Origin of the sequence: Streptomyces sp. SAI-135 (genome assembly GCF_029893805.1) — a bacterium.
Lineage (GTDB): Bacteria > Actinomycetota > Actinomycetes > Streptomycetales > Streptomycetaceae > Streptomyces.
The window spans coordinates 8,658,609-8,678,576 of sequence record NZ_JARXYP010000002.1 but is presented as its reverse complement, the minus strand read 5'-3'; the positions used below and the strand labels follow the sequence as shown (position 1 = coordinate 8,678,576).

General features: G+C 69.5%; 21 protein-coding genes and 1 pseudogene. 11 read left to right on the top strand and 11 right to left on the bottom strand.

Translation table 11 applies throughout. From position 1 onward, the window contains the following. Window positions 1–8 precede the first annotated feature (8 nt). A complete protein-coding gene (gene kdpF / locus M2163_RS43845) occupies window positions 9–98 on the bottom strand; it encodes a K(+)-transporting ATPase subunit F (RefSeq protein ID WP_037761677.1) in 90 nt (29 codons plus the stop codon). Continuing rightward, window positions 95–253, bottom strand: coding sequence for a hypothetical protein (locus tag M2163_RS43840; RefSeq protein ID WP_280847281.1), 159 nt, complete (start codon window positions 251–253; stop codon window positions 95–97). The genes kdpF and M2163_RS43840 overlap by 4 nt, the downstream gene beginning before the upstream one ends. 377 nt (window positions 254–630) lie before the next feature. Here M2163_RS43840 and M2163_RS43835 point away from each other — a divergent pair, with 377 nt between their 5' ends. Further along, entirely contained in the window at window positions 631–1,752 is a 1,122-nt protein-coding gene (locus M2163_RS43835) for a ferritin-like protein (RefSeq protein WP_280896865.1), read from the top strand. Window positions 1,753–1,886: 134 nt separating this feature from the next. Here the strand turns inward: M2163_RS43835 and M2163_RS43830 are convergent. Beyond that, window positions 1,887–2,184: pseudogene (locus tag M2163_RS43830) on the bottom strand (alpha/beta hydrolase); the annotation flags it as partial. 158 nt (window positions 2,185–2,342) lie between these two features. Between M2163_RS43830 and M2163_RS43825 the strand changes: the two are divergent. Next, complete coding sequence (locus tag M2163_RS43825) at window positions 2,343–2,888, top strand: AAA family ATPase (protein ID WP_280896864.1); 546 nt, start codon at window positions 2,343–2,345, stop codon at window positions 2,886–2,888. Between the two features lie 32 nt (window positions 2,889–2,920). Here the strand turns inward: M2163_RS43825 and M2163_RS43820 are convergent, their stop codons facing one another. Continuing rightward, a complete protein-coding gene (locus M2163_RS43820; RefSeq protein ID WP_280896863.1) occupies window positions 2,921–3,505 on the bottom strand; it encodes a DinB family protein in 585 nt (194 codons plus the stop codon). Window positions 3,506–3,622: 117 nt separating this feature from the next. Between M2163_RS43820 and M2163_RS43815 the strand changes: the two genes are divergently transcribed. After that, entirely contained in the window at window positions 3,623–4,354 is a 732-nt protein-coding gene (locus tag M2163_RS43815) for an alpha/beta hydrolase (RefSeq protein WP_280896862.1), read from the top strand. Between the two features lie 75 nt (window positions 4,355–4,429). On the opposite strand, the gene M2163_RS43810 is transcribed toward M2163_RS43815, so the two are convergent. Genes M2163_RS43810 through M2163_RS43800 form a run of 3 tightly spaced genes read right to left on the bottom strand, consistent with a single transcriptional unit; the run spans window position 4,430 to window position 6,800 of the window. Further along, window positions 4,430–4,867, bottom strand: coding sequence for a hypothetical protein (locus M2163_RS43810; RefSeq protein WP_280896861.1), 438 nt, complete (start codon window positions 4,865–4,867; stop codon window positions 4,430–4,432). Between the two features lie 45 nt (window positions 4,868–4,912). Further along, window positions 4,913–5,611, bottom strand: a complete 699-nt coding sequence (locus M2163_RS43805) for a hypothetical protein (protein ID WP_280896860.1) — start codon at window positions 5,609–5,611, stop codon at window positions 4,913–4,915. Then, window positions 5,559–6,800 (bottom strand): hypothetical protein, encoded by a 1,242-nt coding sequence (locus M2163_RS43800; protein ID WP_280896859.1) that lies wholly within the window; start codon window positions 6,798–6,800, stop codon window positions 5,559–5,561. The genes M2163_RS43805 and M2163_RS43800 overlap by 53 nt, the downstream gene beginning before the upstream one ends. 142 nt (window positions 6,801–6,942) lie before the next feature. On the opposite strand from M2163_RS43800, the gene M2163_RS43795 reads away from it, so the two are divergent. From M2163_RS43795 to M2163_RS43785, 3 genes are all read left to right on the top strand, one after another. Then, window positions 6,943–7,569 (top strand): hypothetical protein, encoded by a 627-nt coding sequence (locus M2163_RS43795; protein WP_280896858.1) that lies wholly within the window; start codon window positions 6,943–6,945, stop codon window positions 7,567–7,569. Window positions 7,570–7,584: 15 nt separating this feature from the next. Further along, the gene (locus tag M2163_RS43790) at window positions 7,585–8,298 is read left to right on the top strand and encodes a hypothetical protein (protein ID WP_280847289.1); all 714 of its coding nucleotides are present in this window, start codon (window positions 7,585–7,587) and stop codon (window positions 8,296–8,298) included. Between the two features lie 100 nt (window positions 8,299–8,398). Continuing rightward, window positions 8,399–8,914, top strand: coding sequence for a hypothetical protein (locus M2163_RS43785; RefSeq protein ID WP_280847290.1), 516 nt, complete (start codon window positions 8,399–8,401; stop codon window positions 8,912–8,914). Between the two features lie 35 nt (window positions 8,915–8,949). On the opposite strand, the gene M2163_RS43780 is transcribed toward M2163_RS43785, so the two are convergent. Beyond that, window positions 8,950–10,002 carry a helix-turn-helix domain-containing protein gene (locus tag M2163_RS43780; RefSeq protein ID WP_280896857.1) on the bottom strand — a complete coding sequence of 351 codons (1,053 nt, stop codon included), beginning with the start codon at window positions 10,000–10,002 and terminating at the stop codon, window positions 8,950–8,952. A gap of 173 nt (window positions 10,003–10,175) precedes the next feature. On the opposite strand from M2163_RS43780, the gene M2163_RS43775 reads away from it, so the two are divergent. Next, window positions 10,176–11,123, top strand: coding sequence for a LysR substrate-binding domain-containing protein (locus M2163_RS43775; protein ID WP_280896856.1), 948 nt, complete (start codon window positions 10,176–10,178; stop codon window positions 11,121–11,123). An 88-nt stretch (window positions 11,124–11,211) separates the two neighbouring features. Here the strand turns inward: M2163_RS43775 and M2163_RS43770 are convergent, their stop codons facing one another. Then, the gene (locus M2163_RS43770; RefSeq protein WP_280896855.1) at window positions 11,212–13,353 is read right to left on the bottom strand and encodes a discoidin domain-containing protein; all 2,142 of its coding nucleotides are present in this window, start codon (window positions 13,351–13,353) and stop codon (window positions 11,212–11,214) included. Window positions 13,354–13,633: 280 nt separating this feature from the next. On the opposite strand from M2163_RS43770, the gene M2163_RS43765 reads away from it, so the two are divergent. Beyond that, the gene (locus M2163_RS43765) at window positions 13,634–14,992 is read left to right on the top strand and encodes a beta-1,3-glucanase family protein (RefSeq protein WP_280896854.1); all 1,359 of its coding nucleotides are present in this window, start codon (window positions 13,634–13,636) and stop codon (window positions 14,990–14,992) included. A 12-nt stretch (window positions 14,993–15,004) separates the two neighbouring features. On the opposite strand, the gene M2163_RS43760 is transcribed toward M2163_RS43765, so the two are convergent. Beyond that, window positions 15,005–15,925, bottom strand: a complete 921-nt coding sequence (locus M2163_RS43760; RefSeq protein WP_280847295.1) for an aminoglycoside phosphotransferase family protein — start codon at window positions 15,923–15,925, stop codon at window positions 15,005–15,007. Window positions 15,926–16,055: 130 nt separating this feature from the next. Between M2163_RS43760 and M2163_RS43755 the strand changes: the two genes are divergently transcribed. From M2163_RS43755 to ligA, 3 genes are all read left to right on the top strand, one after another. After that, entirely contained in the window at window positions 16,056–16,487 is a 432-nt protein-coding gene (locus M2163_RS43755) for an ATP-binding protein (RefSeq protein WP_280847296.1), read from the top strand. Between the two features lie 41 nt (window positions 16,488–16,528). Continuing rightward, the gene (locus M2163_RS43750; RefSeq protein ID WP_280847297.1) at window positions 16,529–16,903 is read left to right on the top strand and encodes a hypothetical protein; all 375 of its coding nucleotides are present in this window, start codon (window positions 16,529–16,531) and stop codon (window positions 16,901–16,903) included. A 161-nt stretch (window positions 16,904–17,064) separates the two neighbouring features. Further along, window positions 17,065–19,152 (top strand): NAD-dependent DNA ligase LigA, encoded by a 2,088-nt coding sequence (gene ligA / locus M2163_RS43745; protein ID WP_280896853.1) that lies wholly within the window; start codon window positions 17,065–17,067, stop codon window positions 19,150–19,152. Between the two features lie 285 nt (window positions 19,153–19,437). Here ligA and M2163_RS43740 read toward each other — a convergent pair whose 3' ends face one another. Continuing rightward, window positions 19,438–19,929, bottom strand: coding sequence for a helix-turn-helix domain-containing protein (locus tag M2163_RS43740; RefSeq protein WP_280896852.1), 492 nt, complete (start codon window positions 19,927–19,929; stop codon window positions 19,438–19,440). Window positions 19,930–19,968 lie beyond the last annotated feature (39 nt).

Here is a 19,968-nt window from a genome sequence, read left to right as displayed (position 1 = left end):
CGCGGATCTCAGAACCTCTCCGGGAAGATCAGGGCGAGGACCAGATAGCCCAGCAGGGCGACGGCCACGATCAGGCCGACGGTGTTCTCGGCGGTCACAGCTTCGTCACCCCCTTGGCGACGAGAGCCACCAGCGCGAAACCCGCGACGATGACGACGACGAAGGCCAGATCGGCCATCGCGAACTCCTGGAGTTGAGGTGCGTTGAACAGGGACGATCCGAGGAAAGCGCCTCGGCGGCCGGATCGGGTCACCTGTTGACGGCTCCCTTACGGCGAGCCCTGCGGCTTTGACGGAACACATACGTCCCGACGTCCGCCGGGTCGGCGTTGCCGGGGCACGGCAGCTTGTCTCCGGGAGGCAGCCCCCCCCCGGGGGTCCCCAGTCCCCCTCGGCCCGGTCCATACGCGAGAACCTCATGGGGCGTAGTCCTTTACGACACCCTCGGCGTTCTCGGCAGCCGTTGGACCCGGCGTTGGCCTGACAGGGTGGCGGTCGCGCTGTGCTCGCCCGTCAGGGCTCTGATCTGTGGTGATGCCTGCTAGCTTCGCGAGCTGATCCCAGGCCCCGTGTGTCTCCAAGCCATGCGGGGCCGCGACTGCGAGGCGAGGGTGATGGTGTGAGGGAAGACGTGCAGAGGCCGGCCGAGGCCGCGTTCAAGCGCAGGAGTTTCCTGGCCACTACGGCGGTGGCGGCCGGTGTGCCGGCCATCGCGGCAGCCGCACCGGCGTCGGCCGCTCCGGGCCCCCACAGCGGACCGTCCGAGCCGGCGCCGCCCGGTTCCGTGGCGCGCCTGCTGGCCGTCCCCGAGGTCGGCAGGGACATCGACTGGCTGCGGTCGGCGCTGCAGGTCGCCGTGGAACTGGAGCTGTCCACCATCCCGCCGTACCTGTGCGGCTGGTGGTCGATCGGGGACCGCGGCTCGCATGCCGCGCGGCTGATCCGGCGCATCATCGACGACGAGATGTACCACCTCGGCGTCGTGTGCAACCTGCTCGTGGCCGTGGGCGGGCAGCCCAGGATCAGAGCGGTGGCACCCAGCTACCCCGGCCCGCTGCCGGGCGGCGTACGCGCCGGCCTGACCGTGTACCTCTCGGGCCTCACCAAGTCCCTGGTGCACATGATGATGACCATCGAGGCCCCCGAGGAACCGCTCGCCCTCAGCGACAGCGCCGCGCACACCGTCGGCTCGTTCTACGGCGCCATGCTGGACGGTCTTCGGTCCGTGAACCCGGAGATGTCGACCCGCGGGCAACTGAGCGCGCACATCGGCTCCGACGAGCTGCGGCCCGTCAAGACCCTCCTCGACGCGGAACACTCCATCGACATCATCAGGGAGCAGGGCGAGGGCACGAGCAGTTCCCCGGCCGACTCCTTCACCGACGACCACCCGGCCCACTACTACGCCTTCGCCGAGATCTACCACGGGCGCGAACTGCGTCAGACCGACGAGGGCTGGACGTTCACCGGGGCGCCCGTTCCCTTCCCGGACGCGCGCCCCATGGCCCGGGTCCCGGAAGGCGGCTGGTCCCGGCCATCGACGTCGGTGCAGCGGCTCCTGGACAGGTTCGACACCACCTACACCACCGTGCTGACCTCCCTCGACGCGGCCTGGGCTGACGGCGGCCCGCGCGCCCTGGGCACGGCCATCCACGCCATGCGCGCCCTGGAGGAACCCGCCGTGCGCCTGATGGAGACCGAGATCCCCGGAACCCGGAGCACGTACGGCCCCCAGTTCCACCCGCTCTCCTAGCGTGCGCAGCCCGGCTGCGGCGAGGTAGCCGAGGACGTCACGGTGCGGCCCTGCGGCCCCTGGCCGACGACGTGCCTGCCAGGGGCCGTACCGTGCCTCCGCCGCGAGTGTGTCCAGGGCTGCTGTGACGGCGGTCCGGGGGTGAGCGCGTCGGCCTCGGCGACCATTCTGTCCTGAAGCGCGGTGGCGATCGTCCGGTCCTCGCGGAAGCGCACGTAGGTGCGGGGAATGCGTCACCTACCTGTCCGCTCGCCCGACCGCGCGGCCCGCACAAGCGGTGATGGGCTCGTCGATCTGCATCCCGGCCTGTATCCGACGCAAGTCCGCGTCGGGGTGGTCCGCGCAGATCATCTCCTTCAGCAGGGTCAGTTCACGGCTGTCGCCGGTCCGGAAGCTCAGTCGCAGCACCCCGGGTCGGTCCAGGCCGCCAATCAGCGTCCAGAACGCGCCGACGCTGTGGTGACCGTGCACCAGCACGTAGGTGGTCGGCCAGCGCCGTGCCTCCCACGCGGGCCCGACAACACCGTCGTGTGTCAGCACGAGGAGAAAAGGCTGAGCCGGACGTCATCTCCTCGCCCTACGCTGGTCCCGTGACTTTGGTGTGGGTGACGGGCAATTCAGGGTCCGGCAAATCCACGGTGTGCGAGGTATTGCGAGCGCGTGGCTACCTTGCGCTCGACGCCGACGGAGACGGCTTCAGCCGTTGGATCGACCGCGTCGGCGGAGAGGTTGTGACGAGTCCCCCGGATCCGGTGCCACAGGGCTGGCTGGACCGGTACGGCTGGATGATCGTCCGTGAGCGCGTCGAGGCCCTCGCCGAGGAGTCCCGGGGACGCATCGCGTTCCTGTGCGGCTCGGCGGAGAACGAGGCAGACGTCCTCGATCTTTTCGACCTCGTCGTGTGCCTGGTCATCGACGAGGATACCCTCCGCCACCGGCTCGCGACCCGCACCACGAACACATTCGGCCGACACCCCGAAGAACTCGCGGCAGCGCTGAAATGGAACCCCCTCATGCCGGGACTCTACGAAGGCCTCGGCGCGACGGTGCTCGACGCGTCGAGGACGCTGGACGAGGTGGCAGACAGGGTGATCGACGCAGTCCAGGGGCCGGCGGCTGTCACGAGCACGCGCTGAACGGCCCGTGCCGCCGACCGGTGCGACAACCCCTACGCCTTGATCGGTGCAGCCAACCGTGCGGCCCGCTCGATCTTCGCGCAGTAGGCCTCGCGGGCTTCCTCGTCGATCCGCTGCTCGTGTTCGGGGCGCATCCCGGTCCGGCCGTCGAGACCCTCACGCAGGATGTCGGCGTGTCCGGCATGCCGGATGGTCTCGCCGAGGACATGGACCATGACGTCGAACAGGTTCGTGTTGGGACGGGGTTCCGGCCACCACGGCACGTGGCCGGGTGCGTCGAGGGGAAGTTCGTCGATCGTCGCGTCCGAGTGTTCCCACGTGCGCCGGTAGAACCCGATGATCTGCTCGCGGGTCTCGTTCTCGGTCGCCCACAGGTCGCTGCCATCATGGTCCTGCCATCGGGGCAGCGGTTCCGGGGACGGCCGGCCGAAGACCTCGCCGAAATAGCGGGCCTCGACGCTGGCCACGTGTTTGACCAGGCCGAGGAGGTTGGTCCCGGTCGCTGTCAGAGGTCGGCGGGCGTCGTACTCGGACAGGCCGTCGAGCTTCCAGAGCAGCGCCGTGCGGTCCCGCCGCAGTCTCCCGAGCAGGTTGTCCTTCGCGACATCATCGATCATGCGGCATGAGCCTGCCATGGGCTGCTCGTGCCCTCAAGATCCCCCGACGACATACTCGTGCTGGTCGAGTCCTGATCGAAGAGGCCTCCGCAGGCATTCCGAAAGGCCCGAAACGCCATGCGCTTCACCTCTCAGACGTCGTCCGAGGGCGTCGTTGAAGAGCACTTCCTCCTCGGCGACGTCCCTGGCGTGCTCTGGACCCCACGAGATGCCGACGGAGTCCGTCCGCTGATTGCCATGGGGCACGGCGGCGGTCAGCACAAGAGGTCCCCTGACATCGTCGGGCGTGCGCGCCGCTTCGTGACCGAGTGCGGTTTCGCTGTGGTGGCCGTGGACGCGCCCAGCCACGGTGACCGGCCGGACCATCAGGAGTTCACCCGGATCGCGACCGAGTACGAGGTGCGGCTCGGCGCCGGTGGAGAACTGGCTCCGCTGATCGCCGACTTCCAGGCGCTCGTTGCGGGCCAGATCGTGCCCGAATGGCAGGCAGTGCTCGGCGCGGTCCAGAAGCTCGGTCACGTCGGCCTCGGGCCGGTCGGTTACTGGGGTCTGTCCCTGGGCTGCGTGATCGGTGTTCCGCTTGTCGCCGCCGATTCCCGGGTCCGGGCGGCGGTCCTGGGCCTGGGAGGCGCTGAGGTCCCGGCCGCGGCCGCCGCCCGGATCACCGTCCCGGTCGAGTTCCTCATGCAGTGGGACGACGAACGAGTGCCACGCCCCCAGAGCCTGGCACTGTTCGACGCCTTCGCCTCGACCGACAAGACGCTGCACGCCAACCCCGGCAGGCACGGTGACGTCCCGGCGTTCGAGACGGACAGCACGCTGCGGTTCTTCGCCCGGCACCTGGGCTGACGCCATTGAGTCCGGCCCCTCCCGGCCTGCCCTCCGACACCTCGCCCGCCCACGACAGGGGCCCTGCCCCACCTGTCAGGAAGCGCCGTCCAAGTCTTGAAGGAAGCGCTCCAACTGCGCCCGGAGTTCTTCGAGCGGGACCCCCGAGGACGGTCCGCCCGTGCCGTCGAGACGGGGCAGGCTGAGGACGATCGTGCCGTCGGGGCGGCGTTCGAGGGCGTAGCCCTGGTTCGGCGCGGTCGCCCGCTGTTCGGGGCGCTGACGTGTCTGGCGCGCCTGGAGCCATGCGGTGAGAGATTGCAGTACGGCGGAGGTGAGGGTGACCACGGCGACGACGGTCCCCAGGTCCCCGTGCGTGCGGCCGTCGTCCTCGCGGGGCGGCCGCTGGTCAATGGTGCCGGGCGGCAGTGCCCCGGAAAGTTCCAGGAACTCGACGAGCCAGAGCCCGTCGAGTTCGATGGCCGGGCCTCCGCCAGGAGCCTGGCTGTCGGACGCGGAGTCGGTGGGAGGCATGTCACGGCCTTTCTTCGAAGCAGCCGGCGTGTCCGGTCGGCCCCCTCAGATGAGGCAGAGCAACCGGTCAGCGGTTCGGGGCACTGGCGGTGGATAACCGTGCGTGTTCCAGCAGGCGTCCAGTTGACCGAGCGTCTGTTCCAGGTCGAGGCCCCTGGCGGTGAACTCTTCGGACACGCGCTCACGGTCGGTGTACAGGCCGGTGGCGAGGCCGAGGAGAGCCAGGGAATTGAGCAGTGTGACGTCACCGAGCAAGGGGAAAAGGCCCTGATGCTCCATCAGCCGTGCACATGCCTGGCGTAGTTCGGGCTCACGGGTGGGCCACAGGGCCGTTTCGCGGTACAGGAGGTCCGTGATCTCGTCGGTGTTCCGCATGATGTGGTTCAACAACTGCTTCAGGCCCAGCGTGTGGTCGACCACGACCTCCGTGAAGGCCGACAGCCGCTTGCCGGCGGTCACCAGTTCCTCACGTTCCTGATGCAGTTCGAGCATCTTCCGCCGCAGTTCGTCGGATGCACTCCGGTTCATGGTGCAGGCGACCACCTGGCCCCGCACGGTGACGAACGCACCTCGGCACATGAGGTCCTGACCCGTCATGGCCGTGGTCAGGATGATTTCCAGTCGTCCCTCGTACGTACCGGGGGCGGGGTGAGACGTGAGGTCGGAGGCGTCCGCGAGGTACAGGAGCTCCTCACGCCATACGACCTCCGCGCCTGTGCCCCGTCCGAGCACGCGCAGGGTCACCGGGACGGAGGAGACGGTGAGGTGAGACCGGCGGTTCCAGACGCTGAGCAACAGCCTCTTCATGGTGTGTGTGATGTTCTCGCCCAGGAGCTCGCGCCGGTCGTCCTCGTCCTGGGCGCGCACGGTCTCGAGGAACAGGGGGATCGGTGCGGCTCCAGCTGTCGCGATCGGTACGGATTCCCCTGCCGGGTTTCGGGATACCGCTCTGCACGAACTGCAGGACCGAGTCCTCGAACTCCGTCACGTCGTCGGCGGTGACCAGCTCGATGTCGGCGAGTCTGCGGGCCAGGTGGTCCTTGATGCCGTTGGCGCTCACGACCGGATCAGCCTGGGGAGGTCCGAGCAGGAGAGCGACGAGCTCGGGGTCCTCGTAGAAGTAGCTGCGAAGATAGGTGAGCACGAGATCGGTCTCGGTGGCGAGTCTGGTGTCCTGGCGGCTCAGGTGCCACCAGATGCTCTTGACGGCAAGGTAGCCGGGCAGGTAGCCCTGGGCCCTCGAACTCAGCGGCTGAGCCAGGAGACTGGCCTTCGACGCCAGGCCGTCCGGACTGAGCCTGGTCTCGCGCAGGACATTGCCGGCCGCCGCGAGCGTGGCGAACGGCTCGATGACCAGATTTCCGGACGGCAGGGCGGTCAGGCCCTTGAAGTAGAAGGCCAGGTCCTTGGCAAGGTGGCTGCCGACCCGGCTGTTCAACCGGGGTACCGCGTCGTGTTCCGCGAAGAGGGCCAGCCCTTCGGCGAGCGGCCTCAGCAGGCGGACGGTGACGTGAAGTCGTACGACGTCGTCGAGGATCAGCCACGGAGTGACGTCGTTCTCTTCGTCGGACAGCGGGGTGCCGGCACGTCCCCGTCCGCCCTGCTCCTCGACCACCTCGCCCAACGCCTCGCCCACGGCGTCGAGTTCTGCGGAGTGATCGCGATCCGGTGTGGCTATTCGGCGCAGCAGGTACATCTGCGCGTTGCTCTCGGCCCGGGCGGCCAGGGCGAAGAGGGCGTTGCCCACGATGGAGTTGAAGCACCAGTGGTGTGTCGACTCGTGGACGCAAGCGGCCACATGGCGTGCCCCGCCGGGCAGTTCGCCCAGCCATGGGCGGGGGTCGTCCCGTTCCTCTGTGGTGAGCATCGTGGCGTTGCTGATGAGATCCGTCCACGCGCCGCTGTCCATGGAGCAATGGCGACTGGTGTGCATCGGGCGAGCGTCCCATGGACGCACGGCGCGCGGGGAGGGCGCATGGGCGCATTCACGCGGGCTGGGGACGGACTCGCATGGTGCCGCCGGCAGCCCGGTGCCACCATGGCGGAGGCCGCCGGGGGCGGGCGTGGGGGTGTCCGTGGAACTGCTGTTCATCGGTTTCGTCATCTTCTGTGTCTGGGCGTACGCCAGCGACAAGAAGGAGGAGAAGCGGAAGAGGGAGGTGGCCCAGGCGGAGGCGGCTCGGGTGGCGCGTTTCGGCGATCCCGCCCAGGTGGGTGTCGAACTCGCCCGGATGACGCGGCAGGGTGATCCGCAGCGCATGCGCGAAGTCGTCGGGTACCTGCCGGCCTGGCCGGTGCGCGACCCGCTTCTCCGTACGGCCGAGTGGTTGGCAGCGCTGACCGACAACGCCGGGGTGGCGGAGGCGGCCGGGGTGCACAGGGACATCACGGACCGGGTACGGGCGACCGTGGAAGCGGCCATCGCGGAACTCAGCGCCCTGGCGGTCAAGCAGGTCTCGCTCGTACGGATCTTCGGCTCCGACTGGCAGGCGTTGGACGCGGAGATACGAAGGCGTCTGGAAGCACAGACCTGGCAGTTGGGCTTGGTCTGTTCCGCGGCGTCCTCCTTGCGCGACAGCCTGGCGGTCGCCGTGATGGAACAACGCGTGCATGGGGGTGGTGTACCTGCGGTCGAACAGGATCTGCACGCCTTGGCCGATGCCATCCGGCAACTGTCCCAGGGCGACGAACGGCGATTTTGAGGGGGCGCAAGAGCGATGACGGACAGGAAGAGCGATCTCCCGGCACGGGTGGAGGAGGTGCTGGGAGTCGCCGAGCGTCTGGTGCACTTCCTTCAGGGGGTGAATCGCGGCGATCCGGGCGGCCCGGCGCAGGCCCGCGGAGTCATCGCCCAACTGGACGCAATGGAAGACGAGTTGAAGGGGCGTCTCATCGAGGGGACGTTCGAACGCAATCGCCTCACCCGGCGCATCGCCAGAGCGTCGGAGTCCGAGCGGGAACTGCAGCGGCTCGTGACGCCCTTCGCCAGGGCGGGCAGCACAGTTGCCGACCTGCCGCCGGGGGCCGTGGACGCCCTCCGCAGAGCTCGCCGACTACGCGCGGACAGGGAGGCGTGGGAGGCCGGGGTGAAGGAGGCGGCGGAGGTCGTCCGGGTGTGCCGCGCTTTCGAGGCCCTTCTCCAGGAAGCTCGCGCGGACCTGCAACGCACCCTGGACTCCTTCGAACGGCGTCTGCACGCCGCCGAAACCAAGTTCGGCCTGGCCCGCCTCGCCGACCGGCTCGGCATCATGGAGCGCATGGTCCGGGGTGACCTCGCCGCGTACACCGACGACGTCGCCGCCCGGGCGGACACCGCGTACGAGACGGCACTGGATCAGGAGGAGTTGCGGATCCGGGAGCTGTACCGGCTCAGTGGGGACGCGGAGATGGAGGAGGACCTACGTCGGCTCCGCGAGGATCCGCCGGCCTGACGACGCGGGGGCCTCGGACAGACCGGCCCCCTTGCCTCGTCATCCCCTCCCGAGCACCGTGAAGGCCTGTGACAAACCCCAGGCACAGACCGGAGGCACGGTGTCCGCTCAACCGCCACCACGCGACCTGCCCATCCGCCTGATGATCTCCGTCGCCGCCCTCGCGGTGTTGACACTCAAACTGCTTGCTCCGGATCGGGTGGACATCACCGCCGCCGCGCTGCTCCTGCTCGCTCTGATCCCCTGGATGTCAACGGTCCTCGCCAGCGTGGACACGGCGGCCGGCGGATTCGTGCTGCGAGAGATCAAACGGACCCAGGACACCCAGCAGGACGAGCTCGACCGCATGAAGTTCCTCTTCGAGCACCTCATTCCCGCCGAGGAACTGCGCCACCTGCAGAACCTCGCGGACGACACACCACTCCCCTACGACCGCAGTTACACGCGCCCCTACCTGGACACCGAGCTACGGCGCCTGGCCGGGGTGGGTCTGATCGCGCGCAAGCCGGGCAGGTCGTTCTCCGGCATGGGCGACTCCGGAGACGTCAGAGATCACTTCACGATCACTGACACGGGCAGAACGTACTTGCACATCCTGCGGACCTTCCGCTCCTGAGCGCCCACCGGCCTGTCATCGACCGCGCGTGGCCGTCACCGTCCGACGGCCAGATGCAGGGATGCGGAGTCGGCCGGGGCCGCCTGCCGCTGCGTCGGCAGGTCGCCGCTGAGCAGGGCGGCGCCCAGTGGGGTCAGGGAGTGGACGACACAGGTGCCGTCGCGTCGGCTGTGAGCGAGGTCCACCGCCCTGAGAGCGGCCACGTGTTCGCTCGCCGACGAAGCCGAGATGCCCAAACGCCGGGCGATCTCCCCGGTGGTCGCGGCCGTGCCCACGCAGACCAGTACCCGGGCGCGGGTCCGGCCGATCAGGGTGGCCAGGGCCTCGGCGCGCCGGTCACGGGTGACCTGCGGCACCCAGCTCGCGGCGTGGTCGACGGGGTAGGCGAGCACCTGGGGCAGGGTGGGGTCGGCCAGCGCGATGGGTGTGTTCCAGCAGAAGTGCGAGGGGATCAGCCGGATCCCGCGGCCGCCGAGGTGCAGATCCCGGTCCTCCGGGTAGCGCACGTGGAGTACGGGAGGACGCCAGACCATCAGCGGCCGGAAGGAGTCCAGCAGTCCGTGCACCCCGCGGTCGCGCAGGGTGCGTGTCCGCAGGGCCCGGTCGGCGTCGGTGGTCCGGTCCGTCCCGGCCCAGTCCGGCGCCACGATCGTCCGGTGCACCAACCGGAACGCCGTCGCGACCTCCTCCAGTGCCGTCCGCTCGCCCGCACCGAGATCGTGCGCCCAGCGCGGCAGCCTGTGGGTGCCGGCCATCCGGCCCAGTTCCCGGCGCAGCCGTGACCGGGGGGTGGCGCGCAGCTCCTCCACCGCGGCCTCCATACCGTCGGCCGAGGCGGCGGGGGTCAGGAAGTCGGGCCAGTAGCCCGCCGAGGCCGGGGCAAGGACGGACAGCATCCTGGCTGGTACTGCCAGTCCCTTCGCGGCCAGTCCGGCCCGCGCGGTGCGCCGCCAGTGGGCGAAGGCGGGCAGGCCTCTCCTCGACGCGCTCAGCTGGTGCAGGCTCAGCAAGGTCTCCCACACCGGGTCCGGTTCACGCGCCAGGTGAACGCGTGCCAGATCCGCGGCTGTGAAGTGAATACGCAGCACAGTGTCTCCCCCGATTCCCGTTGCCACCGCCGACCGTGCCGGTGGTCAGTCCGGACGGTGCGGCGGTTTTCCAGGGTGGCACGGTAAAGATCGGTTCAATGTTGCGCCGGTGATGAGATTATGGGCTCGATCGATGCAGAGGCCGCTATGGCCGCAGGTTAAGGACGTGCGCGGTGCCTGATCCGGAGGGAACGTCCGAGCCGAGCCTGCATCAACTGCGGCTCTTTCTGGCCCTGGGCGAGGAGTTGCACTTCGGCAGGGCCGCCGCGCGGTTGCACATCACCCAGCCGACGCTCAGCCGTCAGATCCAGGAGCTGGAGAAGAGGCTGGGTATTGCGCTGTTCGTCCGCGACAGCCGCAGTGTCTCGCTCACCGACGCGGGCCGTTCCCTGGTCGATGAGGCGCGGGCGACGGTGGAGGCGATGGGCCGCCTGCGCGTCCGCGCCGGCCAGTGGGCCCGTACGCTCTCCGCGCATGTGGTGGTGGGGACGGTCGGCGCCGAGGCGGCCATGCCTTACACCCACGCGGTCCTCGAGCATCTGCGTGCACTGCATCCGGCGCTCACGGTGGAGATCCGAACGCTCGGTTTCGCCGAGCACCTGGGCCGGCTGCTCGCCGGCGACATCGACGTCGCCTTCCTCCGGCCCCCGGTGCCCGCCGGTGTCGAACTGCTGGAACTGGCCACCGAACCGCGCATCGCCTGCCTGCCCGCCGACGACCCGCTGACCCGAAAGCCCGAGCTCTCCCTCGCCGACCTCGGCGAGCGGGTCTTCGTGGACGTCCCTCCTGAAGTGCCCCGTGTGTGGTGGGACTTCTGGGCGGTGGACCCACGCCCGGACGGCAGACGGGTGCGCTACGGCCCCGTCGTCTCCGACATGGAGGGGTTGCTGCACACCGTCGCCACGGGACAGGGGATGTGCTTCCTGCCCGCGGCGGCCCGCGAGCTCTTTCCCCGACCGGGTGTGCGCTACGTCGACGTGGTGGATCTGTCCCCGACGGTGTCGGCCCTCGGCTGGCCGGCCGAGCATCGCGACCGACCGGCCGTACGGGCCGTACGCGAAGCCGCGACGGCCGCGATGGCCGCGGCCCGTTGGGAGCGCACTCCATCCGTTCGACTGTGACCAGCGGTGCTCAGCCGACACATGCATACCGCCCGCAGCCAGAGGTACAGACAGCGACCTCCGGCTGCGGGCGGTGTCCCCGTGCCGGTTACGGGAACTGTGTGACCTTCGAGGGCACCGTGTCCGTGCCCGACGTAGGCGCACCGGTGTCGTTGACGACGTGGGCGTACTGGCCCTTGCCGCCGAGCGAGATCACCAGCAGGTCATGCATCTTGATGCCGGATCTGACGGGCACCTGGAAGCCGTGGTGCTGCACGATGGTGGGGTCCGAGGTGTAGTTGCAGTAGCTGCCCAGGCCCCACGCCTCGTGCTGCGTCACCGTGTCGGCGACCTTGTAGGCCGCGTAGCCGACGATGCCGTCGTGGGAGATGGCGGCGGCGTTCGGGGCGTCGTAGGCCTTCTCGTTCTGGAAGAAGATCGTGCGGCCGCGTTCGCCGCTCCACAGCACGTCGTACTTGTTGAAGTGTTCTACGAACAGCCCGGTGGCCAGGACGTCGTCGCCGTTGACCTTCAGCCCGTAGTCGGCGCGGTTGGTGTCCCAGCCGACGCCGTCGCCGTGGTCGGCGCGCCAGAGCCAGGTGTGGTCGATGACGACGTCGTCACTGTTGACGACCACGGAGTTGGTCGCGAGTCCGGGACCCGCTCCGCCGATCCGGATGAAGACGTCCTGCATGGTGGTGGGGTCGGCCGAGTGGTCGGCGGAGGCGCCGGGCTCACCGATGCGCAGCAGGGTGTCGGAGTTGGTGCGACCGGCGTCGATGAGGAAACCGGCGAGGCGTACGCCGTTGACGTCGGCCACGTGCATGGCGTCGACGCCGTTGTCCGGCACGATCGTGGCCAGGCCCAGTCCGAGCACCACCGTGCCGGGCCGCGTCACGTCGATGGTCCGGTCGAGGTGGTAGACCCCGGGGGTGAACAGCAGGTTGAGCCCCTGGGCCAGCGCCTGGTTGATGGTGGCGGCGGTGGCGCCCGGCTTGACGACGTAGAACTGGTCCAGCGCAAGCGAGGTGCCCGCGTTCGCCGGCCAGGACACGCCGCGCGCGTTGGTGCGCTTGGCGGGCACGAACACCTTGTAGGTGTTGCCGTCGAGGTAGAGGAAGGGCTTCTCGCGGGAGATGGGCGTCGTGTCGAGGGTGGTGTACGGGCCCGAGTCGAAGTTGGTCGCGGGCGCGCCCTGCACACCGGTGAACGTCATGTTCCACACGCCGTTGGTCCAGCCCCCGACGGAGCTTTCGCGGGTGTACCACTGCTGCTGGGAGTACGGGCCGACGGTGCCGTCGATCTTCGAGTCGGCGATGTAGCCGCCGGAGGCCCAACCGTAGCCGTTGGGAGCCAGGTTGAGGCCGCCCTGGATGTGCATGCGGCGGAAGGGCGCGGCCTGTGCCACGGCCCAGCGGTCGGTGCCGTTGGAGGGCCTGATGGCGAGGTTCTCCGCCGAACGCCAGAAGTTCTGAGTGGCGTTGCCGTTGAACCAGCCCGCGTCGACGGTGACGTCACCGTTGATCTGGGTGTCGTCGGGGTTCAGTCCGAGGCCCGAGATCGAGGTGTAGAAGCCGAGTTGGGCGTTGATCCCGTTGTAGGTGCCCGGCTTGAGCAGGAACTGGTAGCGACCCGCGCCGAACTGCGCCGACTCCTGCTGGGCGAAGACCTGGTCGAACTTCTGCTGGAGGTTGGGGGTGGACGGGTCCACGACGATCACGTTCGGGCCCAGGTCACCGCCGCCCTGGATCGGGCCGCTGCCGCCGCCCGTGGTGCCGAAGACCTGGAACTCCCATGTGGAGTAACCCCATTGGGTGGCACGGTGGACGCCCTGGAGCCGTACGTAACGGCCTTGGCCGGAGACGTCGAGGGTGTCGGTTCCGCCGTCCCCGCCGGTGACCGAGCGCAGATCGGTCCATGTGCTGCCGTCGTTCGAGGCCTGGATCTTGTAGTCCTTGCCGTAGGCGGTCTCCCAGTTGATGACGACCTGGTTGATGGTGGCGGTGGCTCCGAGGTCGACCTGCAGCCACTGGTCGTCGGAGAAGGCCGAGGCCCACCGGGTGCCGGTGTTGCCGTCCACCGCCGCGCTCGCGGGAGTGCCGGAGTTCTCGGTGGTGGAGGACGTGGCCGTCCTGCCCTGGGACAGGTTCGTGTCGGCGGACGCGGCTGCTGTCGCCGGGAGTTGGGTGGTGGGCAGGGTGATCAGCGCTGCCGTGGCGGCCAGCGCGACACCCAGGGATCTGAGTCTCATGAGGGTTCCTGCGGGTGCGTCGGGAAAGTGCGGGAAGCGTCGGCGGCAGGGACCTGGGACATGGTGCGTTCGCCGCTGCGACGCTTAGTTCATGTCTTGATTTAACTCATGATTTCCAAGTGGCGGCAAGCCTTCGGAAGTTGAAATCTTTGCGGCCCAACTCCCGCCGGATCCCTTGACATCTTGATGACATGCCCTCAACACTCCTCGGCGAGAGAGCGCTCTCACATCTGCTGTTTCTCCATCCCCCCGCATGCCGTCCCGGCTTGAGGAGACCCACATGCAGAGGATCGCCGTCAGCACCCCCACCAGCAGTCCCCCGGCCCGCGCAGCACGCTCACACGCGGCGCTCGGCATGGTCATCGCCCTGATCGCCGCGTTCTTCACCACCCTGGCACCCGCCCCCGCGCACGCCGCGGAGCAGTTGCTGTCCCAAGGCAGACCGGTCGCCGCCTCGTCGACCGAGAACGCCGGAACACCCGCCGACGCGGCCGTGGACGGCAACGCCGGCACCCGCTGGTCCTCCGCCTTCTCCGACCCGCAGTGGATACGCGTCGACCTCGGCTCCGTCCAGCAGCTCAGCCGCGTCAGCCTCAACTGGGAGGCCGCCTACGCGACCGCCTTCCAGATCCAGACCTCCACCGACGCCACCACCTGGACCACCGTCCACTCCACCACCACCGCCACCGGCGGCACCCAGAGCATCACCGTCTCCGGCAGCGGACGCTACGTCCGCCTCTACGGCACCGCGCGCGGCACCCCGTACGGCTACTCCCTGTGGGAGTTCCAGGTCTACGGCCCCGGCGGCACCACCCCGCCCGACGACTTCTGGGGGAGCACCTCCGACATCCCCCCGGCGAACAACGCCGTCGAGGTGAAGATCCTCAACCGCACCAACGGCAAGTACCCCGACAGCCAGGTGTACTGGACCTTCAACGGCCAGACGCACTCCATCGCCGAGCAGCCCTACCTCGACATGCCCGCCAACTCCGCCGGCCGCATGTACTTCCACCTCGGCTCACCCGACGGCCCCTACTACGACTTCATCGAGTTCACCGTCGGCAACAACGTCTTCAACGGAAACACCACCCGGGTCGACGCCTTCGGTCTCAAGCTGGCCATGCGCCTGCACACGAAGGACGGTTACGACGTCGAGGTCGGCGAGAACCGGCAGACCTTCGCCGAGGACCGCGCCACCACCTTCCAGCGCTTCACCGACGCCGTGCCGAACGAGTTCAAGGTGCTGGCCCAGACCCAGGCCCCCTACCGGATCATCGCGCCCGGCAGTGACCCGAGCTTCCGCGCGGGCGGCGCGAACGCCGACTACTTCACCGCGTACGCCCAGTCGGTGGGCGTGAACGCGGCCACCTCCGACATCTTCGGCTGCGCCGCATCCCTGGCGGGCAACCCGGACATGTGCGCCGCCCTCAACCGCCATGTCGCCACCCTGCCCGCCTCCCAGCAGTCCGACCCGGCGCAGTACTACAAGGCGGCACCGGCGAACCACTACGCCAAGTTCTGGCACGACAACGCCATCAACCGCCTTGCCTACGGCTTCCCGTACGACGACGTCGCGGGTCAGTCCTCGTTCGTCTCCCACGCCGACCCGCAGTGGCTCCTGGTGGCCGTCGGCTGGTAGACCGCACCCGCTTCAGAGGGCCAGGTCCCTCTGAAGCGGTCCGCCTTTCACCACACGCTCGAGTGCGGCGCGGCCCGCGGGTCCCCAGTGCGGCTTGCCGCCGGGAAGGCCCCGGTCCCCGTTCTGCCCCATGAGCATCAGGAAAAGGCTCTTCATGACGGCCAGTCCGCGGGCACGACGGATCGTCGCCTCGCCCGCGAGCGCGTAGGTGTCGAAGAACCGTGCGGCCGCGCCGTCGGGCAGCAGCACCCATGCGGCGGCGAGGTCCCACGCAGGATCACCGGCGAACATGTCACCGAAGTCGACGACGCCCGCGAGTGTTCCGGCCGCGACGACGACGTTGGCGGGATGGAGGTCGCCGTGCACCCACACCTGCGGGCCCTCCCAGGCCTCGGCCGCGACGGCGTCGTCCCAGACGGCGCGGGCGTCGGCGGCGATGTCGCCGGGGGCAACGGCCCGCAGGAAGTTCTCGAAACCGGCAGTGCAGTTCCTGGGATGGGCACCCCGGTCCGCAGCGACGGGAGCATCGGCGGGCGCCTCCACGTGGAGCGCCCGGAGGAACCACGCCAGGGTGTCGGCGGCGTGATCGCCGCGGCTGATCGAGCCGTGGTCCAGCGGCTCGCCGGGAACCCACGTCATCACGGTCCAGTGCTTGGGGAAGCGCTCGGAAGGCTCGCCGAACCGGACCGGGGTCGGTACCGGGAGGGGCAGGCGCGGGGCCAGGACGGGGAGCCACCGCCGCTCCTTCAGCTGCAGCTCCGGGGTGGGGTCCATACGCTGCATGCGCACGGCCAACTCGTCCCCGAGGCGCCACATCTGGTTGCCCCATCCACCCACCACCTCGCGGATCGCCAGCCCCGCGAGGTCCGGGTGCTGTTCCCGAAGCAGCTCGCGGACCAGGTCCTCGGTGATCTCGATCTCGGTGTCGGTCATGCGACGTCACAGTACTGGCGTTCCCCGAACGCCGTGATCGCCCCGGGCATCGTCAGGCCTGTTGAGTCGGGGGCCGGGTACACGGAGCGTGCATGCGACGTTCGGTGGGTCAAGGAGAGGAAGTCGGACCGTGGCGGTGAAGGCGATGGGGTGGGCGCACTCGTTCCCCATGTCCGAAGGAGTGCGCGTCGGCCGGGAGTGGACCCGCAGGCGTCTGGAGTCCCTGCCGTGGACCGCTGCCGAACCGGACACGGTGGACGCCATCGTGCTGGCGGTGTCCGAGCTGATCACCAATGCGCACGTCCACGCGCACAGCGACGCACACCTGGTCCTGACCTGGGACGGCGACTGTCTCCAGGTGAGCGTGCACGACGAGGACCCCTCGCTGCCGCAACAGCGCGAACCCGAGCAGGGCGCGGTCTCCGGCCGCGGGGTGTCCATCGTGCGCAAGCTCGCCGACGAGTGGGGAACGAGGTGCCAACGGCACGGCAAGACGGTGACGGCGTGCTTCCGCCCGTCCGACCCCGATGCCGCCAACGCCGCTGAAGACAACCGAAGTTGAGATCCGCTCGCCGTTGAGGCCCCCTGTGGAGGACAGGCGTCATGCATCTGGCACGAGGAGCGAGTGACGACCCGTACGCCTGGCTGTGGGTGCTCGGCGCTCTCGCGCTGTACGCACTGATCACTTACGGGCTGACATACCGGGCACGTGTCCGGCGCGGATCCGCACATCCGGCTCGTGACGCCGTGCACGACCTCAAGGACCGGGAGGACCCGCAACCGCCCAAGCAGCGGTTGGTCAGCCGTGTGCTGATGGGGTGCGGCGCGGGACTCACCGGACTGGCCGCCGCCCTGACCAGCGGGGCCGTACGCATCGTGGCCGTCGGACTCACCGCCTGTGTGGCGGTGGTGGCGTGGGCGTACTACGACTACCGCACGCAAAGGCGCGCAGTAGGACGGACACGGTCCGACGCGTGAGGCGAGGCCGGTCGCCCCGCGGTCGGACGCCATCGGCATCCACAGCCCTCGCCCGTGCACCCGTCCGCGCTGTCCGCGCATCGACCGCACCGCAGCGGTTCCGTCCGTTCCGCAGAGGCGTCGCGGGGGCGTTGTCAGTGGTGACCGCCAAGATGGCGGGCATGACGACACCCGTTGCGCAGATCCTGGATGCCGCTGCCTACGCGCAGGCGGTCGAGGACGCGGTCCAGGCCGCGGCCGCCTACTACGAGGGCGGCACCTCCCCGCTGGATGACGACGCCTACGACCGGCTGGTGCGCGGCATCGCCGAGTGGGAGGCCGCCCATCCCGACCAGGTGCTGCCGCACTCCCCCACGGGCAAGGTCGCCGGGGGCGCGGTCGAGGGCGATGTGCCGCACACGGTGGTGATGCTCAGTCTGGACAACGTGTTCTCGCCGGAGGAGTTCACGGCCTGGACCGACTCGCTCGCCCGCAGAGTGGGCCACACCGTCACCCGGTTCAGTGTCGAGCCGAAGCTCGACGGACTCGCCGTCGCGGCCCGGTACACCCACGGCCGGCTGACGCGTCTGATCACCCGCGGCGACGGCATCGCCGGGGAGGACGTCTCGCACGCGATCGGCACCATCGAGGGCTTGCCCGAGAAGCTGCCCGAGCCGGTCACCGTGGAGGTGCGCGGCGAAGTACTCATGACGACAGCCCAGTTCGAGCACGCCAACGAAGTGCGCACCGCCCACGGCGGGCAGCCGTTCGCCAATCCGCGAGGGGCGTCCGCGGGCTCGCTGCGGGCCAGGGACCGCGCGTACACGGTGGCGATGACGTTCTTCGGCTACGGCCTGTTGCCCCTGCCCGGCACCGACGCGGAGCTCGCCGAGCGGCTGGACGGGCTCGCGCACAGCGACCTGATGGACCTGGCCGCGTCGCTGGGGGTGCACACCCCTGCCGCCACCGCGGTCCCCGGCACCGTCGCCACATCCGCGGAGGAGGTCCTGGAAAGGGTGCGGGAGATCGCCGCGCTGCGCGCCGGGCTGCCCTTCGGGATCGACGGCATCGTCATCAAGGCGGACCTGGCCGCCGACCAGCAGGCCGCGGGATCCGGGTCCCGTGCGCCCCGCTGGGCGATCGCCTACAAGCTTCCCGCCGTGGAGAAGATCACCCGCCTGGTCGAGGTGGAGTGGAACGTGGGCCGTACCGGGATCATCGCGCCCCGCGGCGTCCTGGAGCCGGTGGAGATCGAGGGCGCCACCATCACTTACGCCACTCTGCACAACCCGGCCGACATCACCCGCCGTGACCTGCGTCTGGGCGACCACGTCATGGTTCATCGGGCCGGTGATGTGATCCCGCGGATCGAGGCCCCGGTCGCCCACCTGCGCACCGGCGACGAGCAACCGATCGTGTTCCCCGAGGTGTGCCCGCGCTGCGGTTCCGGCATCGACACCAGCCAGGAGCGCTGGCGGTGCGAGCAGGGCCGTAACTGCCACCTGGTCGCCTCCCTGTCCTACGCTGCCGGCCGCGATCAGCTCGACATCGAGGGCCTGGGCGCCACCCGCGTCGTGCAGCTCGTCGAGGCCGGCCTGGTGACCGATCTCGCCGACCTGTTCACCCTCACCCGTGACCGACTCCTGGCGCTGGAGCGGATGGGCGAGACCAGCACCGACAACCTGCTCGCGGCGATCGCCACGGCCAAGGGCCGGCCGCTGTCGCGTGTCCTGTGCGCGCTCGGGGTCCGCGGCACCGGGCGTTCCATGTCCCGCCGCATCGCCCGCCATTTCGCCACCATGGACACCATTCGGTCCGCCGACGCCGAGGCGATGCAGCAGGTCGAGGGCATCGGCACGGAAAAGGCTCCGTCGATCGTCGCCGAACTCGCCGAACTCGCGCCGCTCATCGACAAACTCGCCGCGGCGGGAGTGAACATGACCGAACCTGGCGCGACCCCGCCGCCCACCGCGGCCGATGACACCGGCGCCCCTTCCGACGACACGTTTGTGACAGCAGGGCCACTGGCCGGCATGACGGTCGTGGTCACCGGCGCGATGACCGGTGTGCTGGAGAAACTCAGCCGCAACCAGATGAACGAACTCATCGAACGCGCCGGCGGTCGCTCCTCCTCCAGCGTCTCCAAGAGGACCACCCTGGTCGTGGCCGGAGAGGGCGCGGGATCCAAGCGTGCCAAGGCCGAAGACCTCGGGATCCGCCTGGCCACCCCGGACGAATTCGCCGCACTGGTCGCCGACTTCACCGACTGACCGCCGCCACGCGTGTGCCACAGCTCACCCCGGCCGGGGCAGAGGGCGGGAACACCGCGCAACGGTTGACCGTTCATCTGTATGTGGCTGGCGGAGGGGACAGTGTCCCCGGGCCTCACCCTCCGCCCATGGGGACGATCGTTCGGCTGAAGCCCCATGGAGCACCCCGCCGAGAGGCGACCGCCCTCCGCACGCCACCACCCACGGCCCCGGCTGGCCTCCCCCCGTCCAGCCGGGGCTTTGACCTGCCGGTCACCATGAGGTGCTGAGCACGATCCTGGAAGCTCAGGAGCTTTCCACGAAGCGCGCTCCCGGTCCGGGTGTGCGGCGGACGTCTTCCGGGGCGAGGTGGCTGTGCCCGGCAGCGCACTCGAGGACGACCTTGACCGGCTCGTCGCAGGAACTCGCGTCGTCGACCGGCCGGTGCCGGACGACGACCGACGGCCCCTGCGGGTCGGCGAGATACGTGTCGCCCCATTCCAGAAGCGCCACGAGCGTGGGCCGCAACGCCCGGCCCTGCTCGGTGAGTTCGTAGGCGAAACGCTGCCGGTCCCCGGGCTCCTGATAGGGCACGCGCTGCATCACTCCCGCGGTCACCAAGGTCTCGAGCCGAGTCGCCAGGAGATTCCTGGCGATCCCGAGGCGGGAGTGGAACTCTCCGAACCGGCGCGCGCCGTCCAGCGCTTCACGGACGATCAGCAGCGACCAGCGCTCCCCCACCAGCGAGAGGGCGCGCGCCACCGAGCAGTTCACCGGGTCGATTCGCCGCGTCTCCATGGGACGAGTGTACCCACCTGGGTTTACAAGCTGTACTCA

What these genes read in the sequence shown, in the direction of transcription:
- M2163_RS43800 (WP_280896859.1), bottom strand. Translation starts at nt 6,800, where the DNA reads ATGCACACCAGTCGCCATTGCTCCATGGACAGCGGCGCGTGGACGGAT.
- M2163_RS43760 (WP_280847295.1), bottom strand. Translation starts at nt 15,925, where the DNA reads ATGACCGACACCGAGATCGAGATCACCGAGGACCTGGTCCGCGAGCTG.
- M2163_RS43770 (WP_280896855.1), bottom strand. Translation starts at nt 13,353, where the DNA reads ATGAGACTCAGATCCCTGGGTGTCGCGCTGGCCGCCACGGCAGCGCTG.
- M2163_RS43740 (WP_280896852.1), bottom strand. Translation starts at nt 19,929, where the DNA reads ATGGAGACGCGGCGAATCGACCCGGTGAACTGCTCGGTGGCGCGCGCC.
- M2163_RS43790 (WP_280847289.1), top strand. Translation starts at nt 7,585, where the DNA reads ATGACGGACAGGAAGAGCGATCTCCCGGCACGGGTGGAGGAGGTGCTG.
- M2163_RS43815 (WP_280896862.1), top strand. Translation starts at nt 3,623, where the DNA reads ATGCGCTTCACCTCTCAGACGTCGTCCGAGGGCGTCGTTGAAGAGCAC.
- M2163_RS43810 (WP_280896861.1), bottom strand. Translation starts at nt 4,867, where the DNA reads ATGCCTCCCACCGACTCCGCGTCCGACAGCCAGGCTCCTGGCGGAGGC.
- ligA (WP_280896853.1), top strand. Translation starts at nt 17,065, where the DNA reads ATGACGACACCCGTTGCGCAGATCCTGGATGCCGCTGCCTACGCGCAG.
- M2163_RS43765 (WP_280896854.1), top strand. Translation starts at nt 13,634, where the DNA reads ATGCAGAGGATCGCCGTCAGCACCCCCACCAGCAGTCCCCCGGCCCGC.
- M2163_RS43750 (WP_280847297.1), top strand. Translation starts at nt 16,529, where the DNA reads ATGCATCTGGCACGAGGAGCGAGTGACGACCCGTACGCCTGGCTGTGG.
- M2163_RS43820 (WP_280896863.1), bottom strand. Translation starts at nt 3,505, where the DNA reads ATGATCGATGATGTCGCGAAGGACAACCTGCTCGGGAGACTGCGGCGG.